Below are 20535 nucleotides of genomic sequence, written 5' to 3' on the forward strand. Positions count from 1 at the left end.
GGGGCCTCTCTACATACAAGGTCAGGGGCAATCCCTGCCTTTAGGAGCGATCGGCCTCCCCGGAAGTGCTTCTTCAACCTGACGAGAATAACCTCTCTCGCCAGGCCAGACACAACATACAAGGAGCGGGCTTGCCCCGCGAAGGGGCCGGCCCGGGCTCAACGATGCTCACATGTCATCGAAATACCGCTCATGCCAGTCCACCAGCGGCTGTGGCACATTGAGCTTCTGCCCGTAGATCACCGAATACGACAGCACGTTCTGCACATACTGGCGCGTTTCGTCGAACGGAATCGACTCCACCCACACGTCGAAACTCAGGTGCTTGGCACCCTTGAGCCACTGGCGCACGCGGCCTGGGCCTGCGTTGTAGGCCGCCGAGGCCAGCACGCGGTTGCCATTGAACTGGCCATGCACCTGGCTCAGGTAGGCGGCCCCCACCTGAATGTTCTTTTCTGGGTTGAACATCTGCTGTGGCGACGCCAGCGGAATGCTGAACTTGCGCGCGGTTTCCTTGGCGGTGGCCGGCATCACCTGCATCAGGCCACTGGCACCGACGCTGGAGCGGGCGTCTTCCATGAAGGCGCTTTCCTGGCGGGTGATGGCGAACACCCAGCTCGAATGCAGCCCACGCACCTTGGCTTCGCGCACCAGGGTGTCGCGGTAGGCCATGGGGAAGCGGATATCCAGGTCATCCCAGTACTGTGCCTGGCTGATGGTGCGGATGGCCGGGAAGTACCAGCGCATGTCATAGGCCAGGCGCGCCTGGGCGACCATTTCGTCGCGGGTGAAGTGGCGGCTGACGTGGTACCACTCGCGGCGGCCCTCGACGATCTGGCCACGGGCATGGAATTCCAGGGCGCGCTGGATGCCCGGGGTATTGCGCACCTTGTTCACCAGTTGCGGGCTGAGCACCAGCGGCCGGTTGTTCAGCTGGTAGGGCGTTTTCGCCCGGTCGGCCGCGAGGAAACCGTAGAAGTCACGCTCGCGCGCCACGTTCTTGTACAGCAGCGGCACCTGCGGGTTGCTTGGCTGGGCCAGCTCCAGGCTGCGTGCCTGCCAGTATTTCCAGCGGCTACTGCGGGCCAGGTCCTGGGGCAGGCGGCGGGTCAGCTCGTAGGCATCTTCCCAGCGCGCCAGGCGCAGCAGCAGGCGCAGGCGCCATTCGCTGACAGTGTTGTCGCGCAGTTCCGGGTCGTAGCGGGTCATCAGGTCGAGGGCGCGCGGGTCGTAGCGGCGCGCCAGGGTCAGGCCGATCTCGCGGGCGATGGCGACCTTCTCGTCGCGGGAGAAGTGCATGCGCTGGGCGTAGTCGTCGAGCAGGGCCATGGCCCGGTCCGGGTCCTGGCGCGCCAGGCGGCGCAGGCCAAGGCTCACCACATCGGACATGGCTTCGTTGACCGGGGTGAAGCGCGAAGGTTGGTCGAGCATTTCCGGCTTTTGCGCCACGTCGATCAGCAACCGGGCTTGCGGGCCCAGGGTGGTCAGGCCCTGGGCCAGGCTGCTGGCCAGGCTGTAGTTGCGCGCCTGGGCGGCAAGCTTGATGCGGTTCCAGCGCTTGGCTTCGGTCAACTGGCCTTCGGCGGCCCACATGCCGAACAGCGTGTCGCAGGCGGCCGGTTGGGTCTTGCCCACGTTCCACAGCTGTTCCGCACTGGCGAAGCCCTCTGCGCGCTTGCCGTGGCCAAGCTGGTACTGGCCGTTGAGGCAGTCCAGTTCGGTAAAGTTGAGCTTGGGGTCGTAGTATTTGGCGAAGGTGTCCCACTCGCCGCGCTCGGCCAGCCAGCGCAACCAGCGCAGTTTCATCCAGTTGGCCTGGGGCAGGTCGCCGTGCTTGGCCAGGAAGCCTTCGATTTCCTCGTTGCTGGCGGTTTTCAGGCGGGCGGTGAGCTCGTCGTAGGCCAGGTAGGGGGTCAGTGGGTAATCGCTCAGGGCCTGGGCATAGCGCAGGTAGGGGCCTTTGTCGCCCTTGGCCAGGGCACGCTTGGCCTCGTCATAGTACTGGCGTTGCGTGGTGAGGTCGGCGGCCTGCGCCGCGCCGACGGTGGCGGCGGTGAGCAGCAGGCAGGAAGCAATCTGTAACAGGCGGCTGCGCATGATACGTCCGGGCAGTGGAACCAGTGGGGAAGTGACGGCGAAGCCAGCACTGTTGAAATCCAATGGCCTTAGCTTAGCCGTTTGCCGCCGGCCGGTGAAAGCGTTGTGCTTGTATCGAAACGTTAAGTTCGACCGAATGTCACAATGCCCCGGCCAGGCCGCCAACTTAATGCTGCAAAGGGCCAACTCAGGTAGAATGCGCGCCCGCTTTCTGGAGACGAACATGACCCTGCTCAAATTCAGCGATGTGTCCCTCGCATTCGGCGCGATGCCGCTGCTGGACAAAGTGTCCTGGCAGATCGCCCGTGGCGAGCGGGTGTGCATCATCGGCCGCAACGGCACCGGCAAGTCGAGCATGCTGCGCCTGGTCAAGGGCGAGCAGAAAGGCGACGACGGCGATGTGTGGCGCGCCCCGGGCCTGAAAATCGGCGAACTGCCGCAGGAATTGCCGGTGGCCGATGAGCGCACCGTGTTCGACGTGGTCGCCGCGGGCCTCGACGGCGTTGGCGAGCTGCTGGCGCAGTTCCATCACCTGAGCCAGAACATCCAGGGCGACGACGACCTGGAACAGCTCATGCACGTCCAGCACGAGCTGGAAGTGCGCGACGGCTGGCGCCTGCAGCAGGTGGTGGAAAGCACCCTGAGCCGCCTGCAACTGCCGGCCGACAAAACCCTGGCCGAGCTTTCCGGTGGCTGGCGCCGCCGTGTGCTGCTGGCCCAGGCGCTGGTGTCCGAGCCCGACCTGCTGCTGCTCGACGAGCCCACCAACCACCTGGACATCGGTGCCATCGCCTGGCTCGAAGAGGCCCTCAACGGCTTCAACGGTGCGGTGCTGTTCATCACCCACGACCGTTCCTTCCTGCAGAACCTGGCCACGCGCATCCTCGAACTGGACCGTGGTGGGCTGATCGACTGGAACGGCGACTACGCCAGCTTCCTGGTGCACAAGGAGGCCGCACTGGCCGCCGAGGAAACCGCCAACGCGCTGTTCGACAAGCGCCTGGCCCAGGAAGAGGTATGGATTCGCCAGGGCATCAAGGCCCGTCGGACCCGTAACGAAGGCCGCGTGCGTGCGCTCAAGGCGCTGCGCGTGGAGCGTGGTGAGCGCCGTGAGCGCCAGGGCAAGGCGAACATCCAGATCGAAGCGGCGGACAAGTCCGGCAAGCAGGTTATGGTGCTGGAGAACGTCAGCTTCGCCCATCCGGGCGGCCCGCTGCTGGTCAAGGATTTCTCCATGGTGCTGCAGCGCGAGGACCGCATCGGCCTGCTTGGCGCCAACGGTACCGGCAAGACCACCTTGCTGAAGATGATGCTCGGTGACCTGGAGCCAACCGCCGGCAAGGTCGAGCGCGGCACCAAGCTGGAAGTGGCCTATTTCGACCAGCTGCGCCACCAGTTGGAGCTGGAAAAGACCGTTATCGACAACCTCGCCGAAGGCCGTGACTTCATCGAGATCGATGGCCAGAACCGCCACGTGCTGAGCTACCTGGGCGACTTCCTGTTCAGCCCGCAGCGTGCACGTACGCCGGTGAAAGCGCTGTCTGGTGGCGAGCGTGCGCGCCTGCTGCTGGCCAAGCTGTTCAGCAAGCCCGCCAACCTGCTGGTGCTGGACGAACCGACCAACGACCTCGACGTGGAAACCCTCGAATTGCTCGAAGAGGTGCTGTGCAACTACAAGGGCACGGTACTGATGGTCAGCCACGACCGGGCCTTCCTCGACAACGTGGTCACCAGCACCCTGGTGTTCGAAGGGCAGGGCAAGGTCCGCGAGTACGTGGGTGGCTACGAGGACTGGATCCGCCAGGGCGGCTCGCCGAAGCTGCTGGGCGTGGCCGAAAGCAAGGGCGGCAAGTCCGAGCTCAACAGCGCGGTGGTCGAGAAGGTGGCGGAGCCTGTGGCCCCTGCGCCGGCGGCCGCGGCGCCTGATGCGGCGAAGAAAAAGCTCAGCTACAAGCTGCAACGCGAGCTGGAGATGCTGCCAGGGCAGATCGACGCGCTGGAGCAGCGCATGGCCGAGGCGCAGGAAGAAGTGAACGCTGCCGGTTTCTATCAGCGGCCGATTGCCGAAACTTCGGCGGTGCTGGCCAAGATCGAGAAGCTGCAGGGTGAGCTGGATGTGCTGGTGGAGCGCTGGGCTGAGCTTGAGGGCTGAGTAGCATTTGCCGGCCTCTTCGCGGGGCAAGCCCGCTCCTACAACGGCGGGCTTGCCCCGCGAAGAGGCCGGCAAAGCTTACATCACTCTTTCTTCAACAACCGCACCGCCAGCACATCGCAAGGCGCCCCGTGCAGCACGTCATTGGCCGTGGAGCCCAGCAGCAATGCCAGGCCATGCCGGCCATGGCTGCCAACCACGATCAGGTCGCACTTCTGTTCCTTGGCCAACTGGTGGATTTCCTGGCGCGGCTGGCCGTAGACCAGGTGCGAATCGCCGTGGTTGATGTCGGGGTACTTGTTGAACAGGCGGTCCATGCGTTCCTTGGCCTGGTCGAACTGCTGCTGCTGCAGTTGCGACAGGTCCATCGGTACGTCGCCGCCAAAGGCCATGGCCATCGGCTCGACGATATGCACCAGCGAAACCTTGGCGCCCGAGGGTTCGGCGAGCTTCATGGCGCGCTTGATCACCGGGTCGCACTCTTCGGTAAGGTCGACGGCGACCAGAAGGTGTTCGTAGGACATGAGCTGTACTCCTGACAATCGCGATAGTAGAAGTATGGTCGCTTTCCGGCAGGTCATCCGTGAAACCTGAGTAACCCGCTCATTTGCAACGCTTTATGGAATCTACAGATATGACGGTATGGCTGGTTGTGTCAATCCTTGCGCTGATTCTCAGTCCGCTATCCTGGCTGCGCCTGTCGCGCAAGCAGGGCCAGCAGATGGACCTGCGCCTGGAAGCGCGACGCATGGGGCTGGCCATGCAACTGGCGCCGCAGCAGTGGCCGCACTGGTTCGAGCAGGCGCCGCCGAGCCCATGCCCGCAATACCACCGTGGCCGCCGCCGAGGCCATGAAGACAGCTGGTGCTACTGGCAGGTCAGCCCTGGCGTGTGGTGGAACCAGTGGAAGGAAGTGTGCGAGGAGCCGCGCCTGAACGCCGTGTTCGCACGCCTGCCCGAGACGGTCTACAAAGTTGAGGCCGACACGCGCATGATCGCCCTGTACTGGAGCGAACGCGGGGAAAAATCTGTATTGCAGGATATTGCCCACGCCTTCGACAGCCTCGCCTGATCGCGCCGATACACCCGTGCACGGCCCCCGCAAGGCCCCCGGCAATGCCCTGAACGACAAAGCGGCAACCTGCAGAACAGGTTGCCGCTTTGTCGTTTCTGCAGGGCAGAAAAAGGCCAGGCAGGCCGGGAAATGCGTGAAGTCATTCGCAGTGTAGCCATTTCCACGGCAAGTGCGTGAAAAAACATGCAGCACCGCCCATTCCGGCGTGGTCAATCGCTGACATGAATGATCGGCAATCACTGTCATCATGTTTTGCCTCGCGGCGATACAAAATGACTGCAAAGTCGGGTTTTCAACCCGTTCGGGAGCATTTGACAACGCCGAACATTTCGGAGAATGTGTGCATACCCAAATCAAACGGGCGTATGAATTGAGCGTTTGTATGTCATACCGCTCATACAGAATCCCGACTAGCGCGCTGACGGGTGTGCCTGGGGCGAGGGCAGCATGGCCTACTCTTTCACCAGCGATCGGCGTGTACAGTTCAGCTTCCATATCGTGGAGATCAGTTGATGATTTACGAAGGTAAAGCCATCACGGTTAAGGCTCTTGAAAGCGGCATCGTCGAACTGAAGTTCGACCTCAAGGGTGAGTCCGTCAACAAGTTCAATCGCCTGACCCTGGACGAGCTGCGCCAGGCCGTCGACGCCATCAAGGCCGACGCCTCGGTGAAAGGCGTGATCGTCAGCAGTGGCAAGGACGTGTTCATCGTCGGCGCCGACATCACCGAATTCGTCGATAACTTCAAGCTGCCCGAGGCCGAACTGGTTGCCGGGAACCTGGAAGCCAACCGCATCTTCAACGCCTTCGAAGACCTCGAAGTGCCGACCGTGGCGGCCATCAACGGCATCGCCCTGGGCGGTGGCCTGGAAATGTGCCTGGCGGCCGACTACCGGGTCATGTCCAGCAGCGCCAAGATCGGCCTGCCGGAAGTCAAGCTGGGCATCTACCCAGGCTTTGGCGGCACCGTGCGCCTGCCGCGCCTGATCGGCTCGGACAACGCCATCGAGTGGATCGCCTCGGGCAAGGAAAACCGCGCCGAAGACGCCCTGAAAGTCGGCGCCGTCGATGCCGTGGTGGCGCCTGAGTTGCTGCAGGCCGGTGCCCTGGACCTGATCAAGCGCGCCATCAGCGGCGAGCTCGACTACAAGGCCAAGCGCCAGCCCAAGCTGGAAAAGCTCAAGCTCAACGCCATCGAGCAGATGATGGCCTTCGAAACCGCCAAGGGCTTCGTTGCCGGCCAGGCCGGGCCGAACTACCCAGCCCCGGTCGAAGCCATCAAGACCATCCAGAAAGCCGCCAACTTCGGCCGTGACAAGGCCCTGGAAGTGGAAGCCGCGGGCTTTGCCAAACTGGCCAAGACTTCGGTTGCCGAAAGCCTGATCGGCCTGTTCCTCAACGACCAGGAGCTCAAGCGCAAGGCCAAGGCCTTCGATGAAATCGCCCACGACGTGAACCAGGCCGCCGTGCTCGGCGCCGGCATCATGGGTGGCGGCATCGCCTACCAGTCGGCGGTCAAGGGCACTCCGATCCTGATGAAGGATATCCGCGAGGAAGCCATCCAGCTGGGCCTGAACGAGGCTTCCAAGCTGCTCGGCAACCGCGTCGAGAAAGGCCGCCTGACCCCGGCCAAGATGGCCGAGGCGCTCAACGCCATTCGCCCGACCCTGTCCTACGGCGACTTCGCCAACGTCGACATCGTCGTCGAGGCGGTGGTCGAGAACCCGAAGGTCAAGCAAGCCGTGCTGGCGGAAGTGGAAGGCCAGGTGAAGGAGGGTGCTATTCTGGCCTCCAACACCTCGACCATCTCCATCAACCTGCTGGCAAAAGCCCTGAAACGCCCGGAAAACTTCGTTGGCATGCACTTCTTCAACCCGGTGCACATGATGCCGCTGGTGGAAGTGATCCGCGGCGAGAAGTCCAGCGACGTGGCCGTTGCCACCACCGTGGCCTACGCCAAGAAAATGGGCAAGAACCCGATCGTGGTCAACGACTGCCCGGGCTTCTTGGTCAACCGCGTGCTGTTCCCGTACTTCGGCGGCTTCGCCAAGCTGGTCAGCGCCGGTGTCGACTTCGTGCGCATCGACAAGGTCATGGAAAAGTTCGGCTGGCCGATGGGCCCGGCCTACCTGATGGACGTGGTCGGCATCGACACCGGCCACCACGGCCGTGACGTGATGGCCGACGGCTTCCCTGACCGCATGAAGGACGCCCGCCGCTCGGCGGTGGACGCCCTGTACGAGGCCAACCGCCTGGGCCAGAAGAACGGCAAGGGCTTCTACGCCTATGAAACCGACAAGCGCGGCAAGCCGAAGAAGGTCTTCGACGCCACCGTGCTCGATGTGCTCAAGCCGGTGATCTTCGAGCAGCGTGAAGTGAGCGACGAAGACATCATCAACTGGATGATGGTGCCCCTGTGCCTGGAAACCGTGCGCTGCCTGGAAGATGGCATCGTCGAAACCGCTGCCGAGGCCGACATGGGCCTGGTCTACGGCATTGGTTTCCCTCCCTTCCGTGGCGGTGCGTTGCGCTACATCGACTCGATCGGGGTGGCTGAATTCGTTGCCCTGGCCGACCAGTATGCCGACCTGGGCCCGCTGTACCACCCGACCGCGAAGCTGCGTGAAATGGCCAAGACCGGCCAGCGCTTCTTCAACTGAGTGGTCAACGAGCTAGAGCGAGAGATTTGATATGAGCCTGAATCCAAGAGACGTGGTGATCGTCGACTTCGGTCGCACCCCGATGGGCCGCTCCAAGGGTGGCATGCACCGCAACACCCGCGCCGAAGACATGTCTGCGCACCTGATCAGCAAGCTGCTGGAACGCAACGCCAAGGTCGACCCGAAAGAGGTCGAGGACGTGATCTGGGGCTGCGTCAACCAGACCCTGGAGCAGGGTTGGAACATCGCGCGCATGGCGTCGCTGATGACCCCGATTCCGCACACCTCCGCTGCGCAAACCGTCAGCCGCCTGTGCGGCTCGTCGATGAGCGCGCTGCACACCGCCGCCCAGGCGATCATGACCGGCAACGGCGATGTGTTCGTGGTCGGTGGCGTGGAGCACATGGGCCACGTCAGCATGATGCACGGCGTCGACCCTAACCCGCACCTGTCCTTGCACGCCGCCAAGGCATCCGGGATGATGGGCCTGACCGCCGAGATGCTGGGCAAGATGCACGGCATCACCCGTGAGCAGCAAGACCTGTTCGGCCTGCGTTCGCACCAACTGGCCCACAAGGCGACGGTCGAGGGCAAGTTCAAGGACGAGATCATCCCGATGCAGGGGTATGACGAGAACGGCTTCCTGAAGGTTTTCGACTACGACGAAACCATTCGCCCGGAAACCACCCTCGAAGGCCTGGCGTCGCTCAAGCCTGCGTTCAACCCCAAGGGCGGTACCGTTACTGCCGGTACGTCGTCGCAGATCACCGATGGCGCATCGTGCATGATCGTCATGTCCGGCCAGCGCGCCATGGACCTGGGCATCCAGCCATTGGCGGTGATCCGCTCCATGGCGGTGGCCGGGGTGGACCCTGCGATCATGGGCTACGGCCCGGTGCCATCGACCCAGAAAGCGCTCAAGCGCGCTGGGTTGAGCATGGCCGACATCGACTTCATCGAGCTCAACGAAGCGTTCGCGGCGCAGGCCCTGCCAGTGCTCAAGGACTTGAAAGTGCTCGACAAGATGGATGAGAAGGTTAACCTGCACGGCGGCGCAATCGCCCTGGGCCACCCCTTCGGTTGCTCCGGTGCGCGAATTTCCGGCACCCTGCTCAATGTGATGAAGCAGAATGGCGGCACCCTGGGCATCGCGACCATGTGTGTGGGCCTTGGCCAAGGCATCACCACTGTCTTCGAACGCGTCTGATCGCGTTGCAAGGCAGCAGCCGGGGCCCTGTGCCCCGGCTTTTGTTTTTACAGAATTTGTTTCAAGAGGAAGGGCGGCATGCAGATACAACCAGGCGTTTACCGGCATTACAAAGGGCCTGAGTACCGTGTCTTCAGCGTTGCACGGCACTCGGAAAATGAAGAGTGGATGGTTTTCTACCAATGCCTGTATGGTGATTACAGCTTCTGGGTGAGGCCGCTTTGCATGTTCCAGGAGTCCGTCGAGGTTGACGGCGAGCAAGTGCCACGCTTTGCTTTGGTCAAGGCCGAAGAGGGCTTGCCTGAGTTGTCTGGCAAGTCGCAAGAGTGAACGACTGCGCTTGACCTCACTCATTCGCCACTATATATAGCGGTGCCGCGTTTGGCACCTGACGCGTTTTTCATCTTCAGATTCAGGAATACTCCGATCCATGGGCAAATCGCTGGTCATTGTGGAATCCCCGGCCAAGGCCAAGACCATCAACAAGTACCTGGGCAACCAGTACGTGGTGAAGTCGAGTATCGGCCATATCCGAGACCTCCCCACCAGCGGTTCGGCCAGCGCCAGCAAAGAGCCCGCCGCCAAGCGTGGCAAGGCTGCCGCGGGTGAGGCGCCGGCACTGTCGCCGAAAGAGAAGGCCCGCCGCCAGCTGGTCGCGCGCATGGGCGTGGACCCCGAGCACGGCTGGAAGGCCAAGTACGAGATCCTGCCCGGCAAGGAAAAGGTGATCGAGGAGCTGCGCCGCCTGGCCAAGGATGCCGACACCATCTATCTCGCAACCGACTTGGACCGCGAGGGGGAAGCCATCGCCTGGCACCTGCGCGAGGCCATCGGCGGCGACGACACCCGCTACAAGCGTGTGGTGTTCAACGAAATCACCAAGAAAGCGATCCAGGATGCGTTCTCGCAACCGGGCGAGCTGGACATCGACCGGGTCAACGCCCAGCAGGCGCGGCGCTTCCTCGACCGCGTGGTGGGCTACATGGTTTCGCCGCTGCTGTGGGCCAAGATCGCCCGTGGCCTGTCGGCCGGCCGTGTGCAGTCGGTGGCCGTGAAGCTGGTGGTCGAGCGTGAGCGTGAAATCCGCGCCTTCGTGCCGGAAGAATACTGGGAAGTGCACGCTGACCTGGGCACCGCCAAGAACGCCAAGGTGCGCTTCGAAGTGGCGCGCGAGAAAGGCGAGGCCTTCAAGCCGCTGAACGAAGCCCAGGCCATGGCCGCGCTGGAAAAGCTCAAGGCTTCCAGCTACAGCGTGATCAAGCGTGAAGACCGCCCGACCAGCAGCAAGCCGTCGGCGCCGTTCATCACCTCCACCCTGCAGCAGGCCGCCAGCAACCGCCTGGGCTTCGGCGTGAAGAAGACCATGATGATGGCCCAGCGTCTGTACGAAGCGGGCTACATCACCTACATGCGTACCGACTCGACCAACCTGTCGGCCGATGCCCTGGACATGGCGCGCAGCTACATCGAGCGCGAGTTCGGCAAGCAGTACCTGCCGGAAAACCCACTGGTCTACGGCAGCAAGGAAGGCGCCCAGGAAGCGCACGAGGCGATTCGCCCGTCCGACGTCAACACCCACCCGACCAAGCTCAGTGGCATGGAGCGTGACGCCGAGCGCCTGTACGAGCTGATCTGGCGCCAGTTCCTGGCCTGCCAGATGCCGCCTGCCCAGTACCTGTCCACCAGCGTTACCGTGGCGGCTGGCGACTTCGAGCTGCGCGCCAAGGGCCGTATCCTCAAGTTCGACGGTTACACCCGTGTACTGCCGCAACAGAGCAAGCCGGGCGAAGACGACGTGCTGCCGGAAATGGCCCAGGGCGAGGCGCTGAAGCTGATTCAGCTCGACCCGAGCCAGCACTTCACCAAGCCGCCGGCGCGCTTCACCGAAGCCAGCCTGGTCAAGGAAATGGAAAAGCGCGGCATCGGCCGCCCGTCGACCTATGCGGCGATCATTTCCACCATCCAGGACCGTGGCTACGTCACCCTGCACAACCGCCGCTTCTATTCCGAGAAGATGGGCGACATCGTCACCGAGCGCCTGTCGGAAAGCTTCTCCAACCTGATGGACTACGGCTTCACCGCCGGCATGGAAGAAAACCTCGACGACGTGGCCCAGGGCGAGCGTGACTGGAAAAACGTGCTGGACGAGTTCTACGGCGATTTCAGCAAGAAGTTGCTGACTGCCGAATCCGCCGAAAGCGGCATGCGCGCCAACCAGCCGACCATGACCAACATTCCGTGCAAGGAATGCGGCCGGCCGATGATGATCCGTACCGCCTCCACTGGCGTGTTCCTCGGCTGCTCGGGCTACAGCCTGCCACCGAAGGAGCGCTGCAAGGCCACCGTCAACCTGGTGCCGGGCGATGAAATTGCCGCGGACGACGAGGGCGAATCGGAATCCCGCGTGCTGCTGGGCAAGCACCGCTGCCCGATTTGCGCCACGGCGATGGATGCCTACCTGCTCGACGAGAAGCACAAGCTGCACATCTGCGGTAACAACCCGGACTGCGCGGGCTACGAGATCGAAGAGGGTAACTACCGCATCAAGGGCTACGAAGGGCCGAGCCTGGAGTGCGACAAGTGCGGTAGCGAGATGCAGCTCAAGACCGGCCGTTTCGGCAAGTTCTTCGGTTGCACCAACCCTGCGTGCAAGAACACCCGCAAGCTGCTCAAGAGCGGCGAGGCGGCGCCACCGAAGATGGACAAGGTGGAGATGCCGGAGCTCAAGTGCGAGAAGGTTGACGACACCTACGTGCTGCGCGACGGCGCTTCGGGGCTGTTCCTGGCTGCCAGCCAGTTCCCGAAAAACCGGGAAACCCGTGCGCCGCTGGTGATGGAGATCGTGCCGCACAAGCACGAGATCGACCCGAAGTACCACTTCCTGTGCGATGCACCGCAGAAAGACCCGGAAGGGCGCCCGGCCGTGATTCGCTACAGCCGCAAGACCAAGGAGCAATACGTGCAGTCCGAGGTCGATGGCAAGCCAACGGGCTGGAAGGCGTATTACGACGGTGGTAGCTGGAAAGTCGAAGACAAGCGCTAAACCGTTAGCGCTGTCGTTGGGGCCGCTTTGCGGCCCTTCGCGGGGCAAGCCCGCTCCTACAGGAGAACGCGATCCCTTGTAGGAGCGGGCTTGCCCCGCGAAGGGGCGCAAAGCGGCCCCAATCATTTATGATGCAGCTATCCGCCTCGCAGCCTTACGGAGGGCACTGAAATGGCCCAGGAACTCTACACCCGCACCAACCAGAAACTGTTTTTCGCAGGCCTGGCCCTCGAATCCATGGCCAAGGCCGAACAGAGCCAGGCCATGAACGCTCAAGGCCTGGTTCAGGCCGAGCGCGAGTCGGCGCTGTTCCACCTGTATGGCGCGCTGCTGGGGCTGTGCCATGAAATCGGTGGCTTCTACCGCCTGCCTGTCGTGGCAACTGTCGAACAGGCGTTGGCCGACGATGCGCTGAACACCATCGCCATTCCCGAGGTGGCCGAAATGCTTGAGCTGGTTCGCCAGCGCGAGACGTGGCTTGCGCAACTGCTCAGCGCTTATGCCGATTTGTTCCGACCACCTGTCGCGAAAAAGGCGGCAAAAACCGATGTCACCCAGCCACTGATCCAGGCCGTCAATCTCGACGAGCCCGAGCACCCCGCGCTGTCGCGTGAAGAGCTGGAAAGCTGGCGCAACAACCTCAAAGGCTTGGTGAGACGTTTCCGCGACGCGTTGAGTGAGTGCTGATAGCCGCGTTGGCTGGTACACTAACGGCCTTTCGTGGAGAACTGCCCTTTATGTCTACGTCGTTTCTGGAAATTGTCGAGTTGCCTGATGGCCGAATCGAGCTGCGTCGCGCCGAGGACGAAGGCTCCCTGGTAACCTTGGATTTCTCGGAAGACGCCAAGGCGTTCCTGCAGGGCCAGCACGTTGAAGTCGCCAAGGCGATGCTCAGCGTTGGCGTGCAGATGGCGGGCCGTTTGATGGAAGGTGAGCTGGAACGCGACGAAGGGCCGCGCGTGCTGCATTGATTGCCCGGTTCTACCGATTTACAGGCAAAGCCTGAACATCAGCCAAGGCGGATGTTCAGGCTTTGTGCATTTCCGGCACTGGCGGCGCGAAGCAGTTTTTGCCGTGCGGTGACGTTGACGTTGCCCAGCCAGCTGACCACGGTGTGGCTACGCCCCAGGCGCAGGGCTTCGCAGGCCAGTTGCAGGGCGCTTTGATTGCCGCGCGGTTGCAGCAACAGGATACGCTCACGGTTGAGGCCGGCATCGCGCAACCAGGCCTGGGTCAGGCTGGCGGGTGGTGCGATGAGTGTCAGCCAGCGGGCTTCCTCTTCTTCGCTCAGGTCGCGCAGTACCGGTGCCAGCAAGCTCTGGCAATGCTCCGGGGCGCCACGCAGGGACAGTTCGCTGAACAGCTCCGGGTGGCTGTTCGCCTTGCGGGCCTGCTCGCTGGCTTTCAGGCCGGGCAGAACCGGTTGGGCCAGAAACGCCTCGAACAGGGGCAGTTGGACCTGTTGCTGTGCTGGGATGAACTGTTGCATGACGCCTCCTGGATCAGCGGCGAATAACGCCGACACTCAAACCCTCGATCACCAGTTCCTGATCTTTCAGGTCGACTTCGATGGGGGCGAACTCGGGGTTTTCAGCGATCAGCCAGACCTTGCTGCCTTCACGCTTGAAACGTTTGACGGTCACTTCGTCGCCGATGCGGGCGACCACCACCTGGCCGTTGCGGGCCTCGCGGGTGGTGTGCACGGCCAGCAGGTCGCCGTCGAAGATGCCGATGTCCTTCATGCTCATGCCGTGCACGCGCAACAGGTAGTCGGCGCGCGGGTGGAAGAAGGCTGGGCTGATGTTGCAGGATTGCTCGATGTGCTGCTCGGCCAGGATCGGCGCGCCGGCAGCGACGCGGCCAATGATGGGCAGGCCGTTTTCCTCGGGCTTGGCTTCGACACCTGGAATGCGGATGCCACGGGACGCACCCGGGGTCATTTCGATCGCGCCTTTGCGGGCGAGGGCCTTGAGGTGCTCCTCGGCGGCGTTGGGTGACTTGAAGCCCAGTTCCTGTGCGATTTCCGCGCGGGTTGGCGGGAAGCCGTTGTCTTCGAGGCAACGTTTGATGAAGGCCAGGATTTCGGCTTGGCGTGGCGTCAGTTTCAACATGGCGGGCGCTCTGTCTTTTTATACAGTGACTGGGATTATATACAGTGGATGGCCCACTGCAAGCACTGATCGCCCGCAAATTCCCGGCACGGCCCCGTGTTCAGGGCCAGGGGTGGCGAGAACCGTGGTGTGCGGCGTGTTGTCGCGAGCTGTGATTTAATGGCGACCGCACAGTCATAAAGCGCCACCGAGCCTTGACATCGACAGGCCTGAAACGTATGTTTCAAACACCTGTTTGCCCCTGCCTGCCGGAGTCGTCATGGCCCAATCCGAAACCGTTGAACGCATTCTCGATGCCGCTGAACAGCTGTTCGCGGAACGGGGCTTCGCGGAAACCTCGCTGCGGCTGATTACCAGCAAGGCCGGGGTCAACCTGGCGGCGGTCAACTACCACTTCGGCTCGAAGAAGGCGCTGATCCAGGCGGTGTTCTCGCGCTTCCTCGGGCCGTTCTGCGCCAGCCTTGAGCGTGAGCTGGAACGGCGCCAGGCCAAGCCCGAGGCAAAGCCCAGCCTCGAAGAGCTGCTGGAAATGCTGGTGGAGCAGGCGTTGGCCGTGCAGCCACGCAGCAACAACGACCTGTCGATCTTCATGCGCCTGCTGGGCCTGGCCTTCAGCCAGAGCCAGGGCCACCTGCGCCGCTACCTGGAAGACATGTACGGCAAGGTGTTCCGCCGCTACATGCTGCTGGTCAACGAAGCCGCGCCACGCATCCCGCCGCTGGAGCTGTTCTGGCGTGTGCACTTCATGCTTGGCGCCGCGGCGTTCAGCATGTCCGGCATCAAGGCGCTGCGCGCCATCGCCGAAACCGATTTTGGCATCAATACCTCGATCGAGCAGGTGATGCGCCTGATGGTGCCATTCCTGGCCGCCGGCATGCGCGCCGACAGCGGCGTTACCGACGATGCCATGGCCAGCGCCCAGCTGCGCCCACGCAGCAAGTCGGCCAGCACCACCGCCAAGGCCTGAAGGCTGGGCGGGGCAGGGCGCTTCGGCTAAGCTAGCGCCCATGCCCAACCTCGATTTCCTGCGTACCCCCTTAACAACGGTTACCGCTGCTTCGGCTTTTGCCCGGGGCGGCGTTGCCCGTGCCTGCGCGAACGCACTGGGCGCATTGCCCGCTGCACATCGCCGGGGGCCGGTGCGCCAATCGGGTTTCTCCCCGTCTGCAATGAAGGATTACCTATGACCGCCCGCCTGCAAGGCTCCCTGATGGTGGATATCGCCGGTAAATGGCTGACCGCCGAGGACCGCCAGCTCCTGCGCCAACCGGAAGTGGCCGGCCTGATCATCTTTGCCCGCAACATCGACAGCCCACGCCAGGTGCGCGGGCTGTGCGCCTCGATTCGCGCCATTCGCCCCGAGCTGATCCTGGCGGTCGACCAGGAAGGCGGGCGCGTGCAGCGCCTGCGCCAGGGCTTCGTGCGCCTGCCGGCGATGCGTGCGATTGCCGATAACGCCAATGCCGAGTACCTGGCCGAGCAGTGCGGCTGGCTGATGGCAACCGAGGTGCTGGCGGTGGGCCTGGACCTGAGCTTCGCCCCGGTGCTGGACCTGGACCACCAGCGCAGTGCGGTGGTGGGCAGCCGCGCCTTCGAGGGTAACCCCGAGCGGGCCACGCAGCTTGCCGGTGCTTTCATCCGTGGCATGAATGCCGCCGGCATGGCCGCCTGCGGCAAGCACTTCCCGGGGCATGGCTGGGCCGAGGCGGATTCGCACGTGGCCATTCCCACCGACGAGCGCAGCCTTGCGCAACTGCGCGAGGCCGACCTGGTGCCGTTCACGCGCCTGAGCGGGCAGTTGGCGGCGGTGATGCCGGCGCATGTGATCTACCCGCAGGTCGACAACCAGCCGGCCGGGTTCTCGCGGCGCTGGCTGCAGGACATCCTGCGCGGCGAGTTGGGCTTTGATGGGGTGATCTTCAGTGATGACCTGTCCATGGCCGGTGCCCACGTGGTGGGTGATGCGGCGAACCGTATCGAGGCAGCACTCAGCGCCGGTTGCGACATGGGCCTGGTGTGCAATGACCGGGCGGCGGCGGAGCTGGCGTTGACGGCGGCGCAGCGTTTGAAGGTCACGCCGTCGCCGCGTATCGCACAGATGCGTGGGCGTGGGTTTGCCCGTACCGATTACCGCCAGCAGCCGCGGTGGCTGGAGGCTTTGGGGGCGTTGAAAGAGGCGCAGTTGGTAGATTGATTCGCCGGCCTCTTCGCGGGGCAAGCCCGCACCTTGTAGGAGCGGGCTTGCCCCGCGAAGGGGCCGGTACAGGCTAACGCCCTCGCTTACCAGGCAACGGCGCAAACAACGCTTCGATCTCCTCGTCGCCCAGCCGCCATTGCCCGGCCTGCCCGCCATCGAGCAGGCTCGCCGCGAGCGCGGCCTTGTCCTGCTGCAGGGCCTGGATCTTCTCCTCCACCGTGCCCCGGGTAATCAGCTTGAACACGAACACCGGCTTGTCCTGGCCAATGCGGTAGGCGCGGTCGGTTGCCTGGTTTTCGCTGGCCGGGTTCCACCACGGGTCGAAGTGAATCACCGTATCGGCCGCCGTTAGGTTAAGCCCCACGCCACCGGCCTTGAGGCTGATCAGAAACACCTCGCTGTCACCCTGCTGGAATTGCTGCACCGGCGTGCGCCGGTCGCGGGTGTCGCCGGTCAGCAGGCTGTAGCGGACCTTGCGCTTTTGCAGTTCCTGCTCGATCAGCGACAGCATCGAGGTGAACTGCGAGAACAGCAGCACCCGCCGCCCTTCGCTCAGCAATTCCTCGAGCATTTCCAACAGCGCCCCAAGCTTGCCCTTGTCGGCCTGGTTGCCCTTGACCTCGACCCCTTTGACCAGGCGCAGGTCGCAGCACACCTGGCGCAGCTTGAGCAGGGCATCGAGGATCACGATCTGGCTGCGCGCGGCGCCATTGCGGGCAATTTCGTCGCGCACTTTCTTGTCCATGGCCACCCGCACCGCTTCATAGGTGTCGCGCTGGGCATCGCTGAGCTCCACCCAGTGCACCACCTCGGTCTTGGCTGGCAGCTCGGTGGCCACCTGCTCCTTGGTGCGGCGCAGCAGGAACGGGCGCACGCGGCTGGCCAGGTGCGCCAAACGTTCGGTGTCGCCGTGGCGTTCGATGGGGGTGCGGTAGTCCTGGGTGAAGCGCTTGCTGTCGCCAAGCCAGCCGGGCATCAGGAAATGGAAAATCGACCACAGCTCGCCCAGGTTGTTCTCCATCGGCGTGCCGGTCAGGCACAGCCGCTGGCTGGCCTGCAGTTCGCACACGGCCAGGGCGGCCTTGCTGGTGCTGCTCTTGATGTTCTGCGCCTCGTCCAGCACCAGCAGGTGCCAGGCCTGGGCGCGCAGGTGTTCGAGGTCGCGCGGCACCAGGGCGTAGGTGGTGAGCACCAGGTCGTAGTCATGCAGGTTGGCAAAGTGCTTGCTGCGCCCTGGGCCATGCAGGGCCAGCACGCGCAGGTCGGGGGCAAAGCGCTGGGCTTCGTCGAGCCAGTTGGGCACCAGGCTGGTGGGCATCACCGCCAGGGCCGGCGTGCCCAGGCGCCCGGCTTGCTTTTCCAGCAGCAGGTGGGCCAGGGCTTGCAGGGTCTTGCCCAGGCCCATGTCATCGCCCAGGATGCCGCCGGTGCCCATCTCGCGCAGCGCCTGCAGCCAGTTCAGGCCTTGCTGCTGGTAAGGCCGCAGGGTGGCGTTGAGCCTGCTGGGTGGCTCGACCTGCAAGTCGCGGGCATCGCGCAGGCGGCGGCCGAGGTCGCGCACATGGGCGCCGCCTTCCCACTGCAGGGGCAGGTGGGCGATGTCGTTCAGGCGCGCCGCGTCGGCACGGTCCATGCGCAGGGTTGGGCCTACGGCGTCCTCGTGCAGGTACAGCTCGCCCAAGGTGCCCATCACCGCCTTGATCCGCCCGTAGGGCAGGGCCACGCGCAGCGCCGGGCTGTCCAGGCGGCCGCGGTTGAGGTCGATCAGCAGGTGCTCGTCGTCGCTGCGCCGGGCCAGTTCGGCTGGGCGCAGCAGCTCAGGGTTGCTGCGCAACAGTTGTAGCACGATCGGCAGCAGGCTATGGCGCTGGCCGTCGACCACGATGCCCAGTTCCAGGTCGAACCATTCATGGCCGGGGGCTTCGTCGATGGTTGCGTACCAGTCGTCCACCTCCTGCAGGTTGAAGGCGAAATCGCGGTGGATGTCGATTTCCCAGCCGGCGTCGCGCAGGCGCGGCAGGCCATCGCGGGCAAAGCGCAGCCAGGCTTCGTCATCGGGCAGCTGGAGCATTTCCCCAGCGCTGTCGGGCAGGGCCTTGCTCTGCCGGGTGGCGGGCTTGAAACCCAGGTCGCGCAGCACCTTGCGCAGCGCCTGCTCGGCCTGGGGTTGGCGGCGGATGCGCTGGCTGGTAGCGTCGACCAGGCGGGTCAGGGGCTTGTCGTCGCTGCCGCTGGCGCGCAGGCCGTCGTAGTCGAACGCCAGTGCGGCGCGGTGCTGCATCTGCCGCTGCATGCGCCCGGTCTTGGGCATGTAGGCGCTGAATTCGAGGCTGCCCAGGGTCAGGTGCCCCTTTGGCAGGATGCCTTCCACTTGCTCGGTACTCACGGCGGTAGGGGTGGGAACTTGGCGATTCAAGGCGTTCAATCGATGACTCAAGGGTACGACCAGGTGCTCGGGGACAATAGGTGCACGGGCAAGCTGGCTGGCCACGAAGGGGTCAAGGTCATGGGTCAACTTGCCCGTTTGCCCCGTTTGGCTATCCACGTAGTAAAGCGGATCCAGGGGCAGTGCCTCGACCTGAAGATTTTCCTCATGGTGCCAGGCGCCGCGGTAGCTGCCGCTATCGAGCCTTACCCAGCGAAACGCCGCGTGCAGCTCTGGCCCCGCGGCAAGCGGGGTCAACTGCTGCCCATACAACAGGCGCCCTGTGCCCAGGGCATATTCGTAGAGCTCTGCGCCTTTCTTGCCCTCCAGCGTGGCCATGGGAAAACCGTAGTTCTCGCTCAAGGCATCGATCAGCCTGAGCACGCGCAGGTCTTCATCATTCACGTATTTAGGCGTGTAGTAGATCAGCTCGGGCAGCGAGCTGGGGCGTCCGAGCTTGAGTTCGCCGCCGATCTGGCCGGTACCTTTGAATACGCTGAGCATGCACCGGCCATGCTCGATGTCTACGACATAGTAAAGCGAGGCGCCTTTGCGTTTGGCAGGCTCCGAGGTTTTCAGCGGTACTTCCAGTGCTTCGACCCAATTGGCCAGCTCAGGCGTGAGCTCAAGCGATGATTGGCCGGCCTCGGTGACCGAGGCGCGTGGGCCGTCCTCGCCTTCGGTGACATCCGGCCCCTGTTCCAGTAGGTAAAGTGCTGCGGCGCAGTGCTTGCAGTCTTCTCCGACGGGGCAAGAGCAGGTGCCTTCGCAATACAGGCCGTCCTCGGTCATGTCCAGGGTAATGCGCTGAAAGTAAACACGGCCTGCCGAGCCTTTGCATTGAGCACGGATCGTCATGCCAAGGATCGACACAATCTCGCTTCTGTCTTCATCGGCATACTCCTGGCCGCGACGCAGGGTCTTGCGATCAAACCCGATCTGCCAGCCATTGTGCGCACGCACGAAGAACTGCGCATCGCTCTCGCTCACATCACTGCTCCATCATCTCCGGGTTCATCACCGGCATTTTCGGCGTGCCCGGTGGCGTTACCTTCAGCAGCAAGGCCAGGTGCCCGCCGTCCAGGAAGGTCAGTTGGCCGCCTTTCATGTTGCTGTTGCTCTGCTTGAACTGCTCGCTTTGCAGCACGCTGCCGTTGCCGTCGAGCTGGTTGACCCAGAAGTTGGCGGTGACGCCGATGAAGCGGCCGCTGGTGATGCTCAGGTTACCCTCGATGGGGAAGTGGCCGAACTGCTCGTTGCCGGCACCCAGGGCAATACGGCTGGCGTCGCTGCTCACCGGCTGCTGCCAGGCCTTGTGCAGCAACACGGTGTAGTCGGCGGTGGCTTCCAGGCGCGTGGCCTCGTCCTGCAGCGCCAGCGGGCGCTCGGCGTTCTTGTCCAGGCGCGGGGCGCCGGCGCTCCAGTTTTCCGGGGCGAACGGGCTGGTGAAGGCGGGCACGCTGTTCTGCCGCACCAGGATCATTTCCACCTGATACATCCCTTCGGCAAAGGCTGCTGGCGCAAACAGCGCCAGCAGCAGGGTCAGGCAACGAATGGCACGCATGGAT

16 protein-coding genes are annotated in these 20535 nt (G+C 63.7%); 10 read left to right on the plus strand and 6 right to left on the minus strand.

Translation table 11 applies throughout. The annotated features are described in order from the left end of the window. Positions 1-168: 168 nt before the first annotated feature. Positions 169-2097: a transglycosylase SLT domain-containing protein gene (locus tag F3J45_RS24305; RefSeq protein ID WP_167069127.1), complete on the minus strand. Its 1929-nt coding sequence runs from the start codon at positions 2095-2097 to the stop codon at positions 169-171. Between the two features lie 223 nt (positions 2098-2320). On the opposite strand from F3J45_RS24305, the gene F3J45_RS24310 reads away from it, so the two are divergent. Then, positions 2321-4249: an ATP-binding cassette domain-containing protein gene (locus F3J45_RS24310; protein WP_167069130.1), complete on the plus strand. Its 1929-nt coding sequence runs from the start codon at positions 2321-2323 to the stop codon at positions 4247-4249. Positions 4250-4332: 83 nt separating this feature from the next. On the opposite strand, the gene F3J45_RS24315 is transcribed toward F3J45_RS24310, so the two are convergent. After that, positions 4333-4773, minus strand: coding sequence for a universal stress protein (locus F3J45_RS24315; protein ID WP_167069133.1), 441 nt, complete (start codon positions 4771-4773; stop codon positions 4333-4335). A 110-nt stretch (positions 4774-4883) separates the two neighbouring features. Between F3J45_RS24315 and F3J45_RS24320 the strand changes: the two genes are divergently transcribed. The 7 genes from F3J45_RS24320 to F3J45_RS24350 all read left to right on the plus strand — a co-directional run bounded on the left by F3J45_RS24320 (position 4884) and on the right by F3J45_RS24350 (position 13205). After that, positions 4884-5321, plus strand: coding sequence for a hypothetical protein (locus F3J45_RS24320; RefSeq protein ID WP_167069136.1), 438 nt, complete (start codon positions 4884-4886; stop codon positions 5319-5321). Positions 5322-5836: 515 nt separating this feature from the next. Further along, positions 5837-7984 (plus strand): fatty acid oxidation complex subunit alpha FadB, encoded by a 2148-nt coding sequence (gene fadB, locus F3J45_RS24325; protein WP_167069139.1) that lies wholly within the window; start codon positions 5837-5839, stop codon positions 7982-7984. Positions 7985-8015: 31 nt separating this feature from the next. Next, positions 8016-9191: an acetyl-CoA C-acyltransferase FadA gene (fadA, locus tag F3J45_RS24330; protein WP_167069142.1), complete on the plus strand. Its 1176-nt coding sequence runs from the start codon at positions 8016-8018 to the stop codon at positions 9189-9191. Positions 9192-9269: 78 nt separating this feature from the next. Continuing rightward, entirely contained in the window at positions 9270-9521 is a 252-nt protein-coding gene (locus tag F3J45_RS24335; RefSeq protein ID WP_167069145.1) for a DUF1653 domain-containing protein, read from the plus strand. A gap of 100 nt (positions 9522-9621) precedes the next feature. After that, positions 9622-12234, plus strand: coding sequence for a type I DNA topoisomerase (gene topA, locus F3J45_RS24340; RefSeq protein ID WP_167069148.1), 2613 nt, complete (start codon positions 9622-9624; stop codon positions 12232-12234). A 171-nt stretch (positions 12235-12405) separates the two neighbouring features. Continuing rightward, positions 12406-12921 carry a DUF6586 family protein gene (locus F3J45_RS24345; protein WP_167069151.1) on the plus strand — a complete coding sequence of 172 codons (516 nt, stop codon included), beginning with the start codon at positions 12406-12408 and terminating at the stop codon, positions 12919-12921. Between the two features lie 50 nt (positions 12922-12971). Further along, the gene (locus F3J45_RS24350; protein WP_167069154.1) at positions 12972-13205 is read left to right on the plus strand and encodes a hypothetical protein; all 234 of its coding nucleotides are present in this window, start codon (positions 12972-12974) and stop codon (positions 13203-13205) included. A 38-nt stretch (positions 13206-13243) separates the two neighbouring features. Here F3J45_RS24350 and sulA read toward each other — a convergent pair whose 3' ends face one another. Both sulA and lexA read right to left on the minus strand, forming a co-directional pair. Then, positions 13244-13723 (minus strand): SOS-induced cell division inhibitor SulA, encoded by a 480-nt coding sequence (gene sulA, locus F3J45_RS24355; RefSeq protein WP_167069157.1) that lies wholly within the window; start codon positions 13721-13723, stop codon positions 13244-13246. A 13-nt stretch (positions 13724-13736) separates the two neighbouring features. Next, positions 13737-14345 carry a transcriptional repressor LexA gene (gene lexA / locus F3J45_RS24360; RefSeq protein WP_167069160.1) on the minus strand — a complete coding sequence of 203 codons (609 nt, stop codon included), beginning with the start codon at positions 14343-14345 and terminating at the stop codon, positions 13737-13739. Positions 14346-14604: 259 nt separating this feature from the next. Between lexA and F3J45_RS24365 the strand changes: the two genes are divergently transcribed. Together F3J45_RS24365 and nagZ are read left to right on the plus strand one after the other, a co-directional pair. After that, on the plus strand, positions 14605-15312 hold the full coding sequence (locus F3J45_RS24365) for a TetR/AcrR family transcriptional regulator (protein WP_167069163.1): 708 nt from the start codon (positions 14605-14607) through the stop codon (positions 15310-15312). Between the two features lie 216 nt (positions 15313-15528). Continuing rightward, entirely contained in the window at positions 15529-16539 is a 1011-nt protein-coding gene (gene nagZ / locus F3J45_RS24370; protein ID WP_167069166.1) for a beta-N-acetylhexosaminidase, read from the plus strand. A gap of 73 nt (positions 16540-16612) precedes the next feature. Here the strand turns inward: nagZ and F3J45_RS30615 are convergent, their stop codons facing one another. Together F3J45_RS30615 and F3J45_RS24380 are read right to left on the minus strand one after the other, a co-directional pair. Further along, positions 16613-19957: a DEAD/DEAH box helicase gene (locus F3J45_RS30615; RefSeq protein WP_205300663.1), complete on the minus strand. Its 3345-nt coding sequence runs from the start codon at positions 19955-19957 to the stop codon at positions 16613-16615. A 1-nt stretch (position 19958) separates the two neighbouring features. Continuing rightward, on the minus strand, positions 19959-20531 hold the full coding sequence (locus F3J45_RS24380; RefSeq protein WP_167069169.1) for a CsiV family protein: 573 nt from the start codon (positions 20529-20531) through the stop codon (positions 19959-19961). Between the last annotated feature and the right edge of the window lie 4 nt (positions 20532-20535).

It is taken from the genome of Pantoea sp. Ap-967, from assembly GCF_011752565.1.
Lineage (GTDB): Bacteria > Pseudomonadota > Gammaproteobacteria > Pseudomonadales > Pseudomonadaceae > Aquipseudomonas.

Coding starts and splice junctions, on each gene's coding strand:
- F3J45_RS24350 (WP_167069154.1), top strand. CDS start 12,972: ATGTCTACGTCGTTTCTGGAAATTGTCGAGTTGCCTGATGGCCGAATC.
- F3J45_RS24310 (WP_167069130.1), top strand. CDS start 2,321: ATGACCCTGCTCAAATTCAGCGATGTGTCCCTCGCATTCGGCGCGATG.
- F3J45_RS24305 (WP_167069127.1), bottom strand. CDS start 2,097: ATGCGCAGCCGCCTGTTACAGATTGCTTCCTGCCTGCTGCTCACCGCC.
- topA (WP_167069148.1), top strand. CDS start 9,622: ATGGGCAAATCGCTGGTCATTGTGGAATCCCCGGCCAAGGCCAAGACC.
- lexA (WP_167069160.1), bottom strand. CDS start 14,345: ATGTTGAAACTGACGCCACGCCAAGCCGAAATCCTGGCCTTCATCAAA.
- F3J45_RS24365 (WP_167069163.1), top strand. CDS start 14,605: ATGGCCCAATCCGAAACCGTTGAACGCATTCTCGATGCCGCTGAACAG.
- F3J45_RS24335 (WP_167069145.1), top strand. CDS start 9,270: ATGCAGATACAACCAGGCGTTTACCGGCATTACAAAGGGCCTGAGTAC.
- nagZ (WP_167069166.1), top strand. CDS start 15,529: ATGACCGCCCGCCTGCAAGGCTCCCTGATGGTGGATATCGCCGGTAAA.
- fadA (WP_167069142.1), top strand. CDS start 8,016: ATGAGCCTGAATCCAAGAGACGTGGTGATCGTCGACTTCGGTCGCACC.
- F3J45_RS24380 (WP_167069169.1), bottom strand. CDS start 20,531: ATGCGTGCCATTCGTTGCCTGACCCTGCTGCTGGCGCTGTTTGCGCCA.
- fadB (WP_167069139.1), top strand. CDS start 5,837: ATGATTTACGAAGGTAAAGCCATCACGGTTAAGGCTCTTGAAAGCGGC.
- sulA (WP_167069157.1), bottom strand. CDS start 13,723: ATGCAACAGTTCATCCCAGCACAGCAACAGGTCCAACTGCCCCTGTTC.
- F3J45_RS24320 (WP_167069136.1), top strand. CDS start 4,884: ATGACGGTATGGCTGGTTGTGTCAATCCTTGCGCTGATTCTCAGTCCG.
- F3J45_RS24345 (WP_167069151.1), top strand. CDS start 12,406: ATGGCCCAGGAACTCTACACCCGCACCAACCAGAAACTGTTTTTCGCA.
- F3J45_RS24315 (WP_167069133.1), bottom strand. CDS start 4,773: ATGTCCTACGAACACCTTCTGGTCGCCGTCGACCTTACCGAAGAGTGC.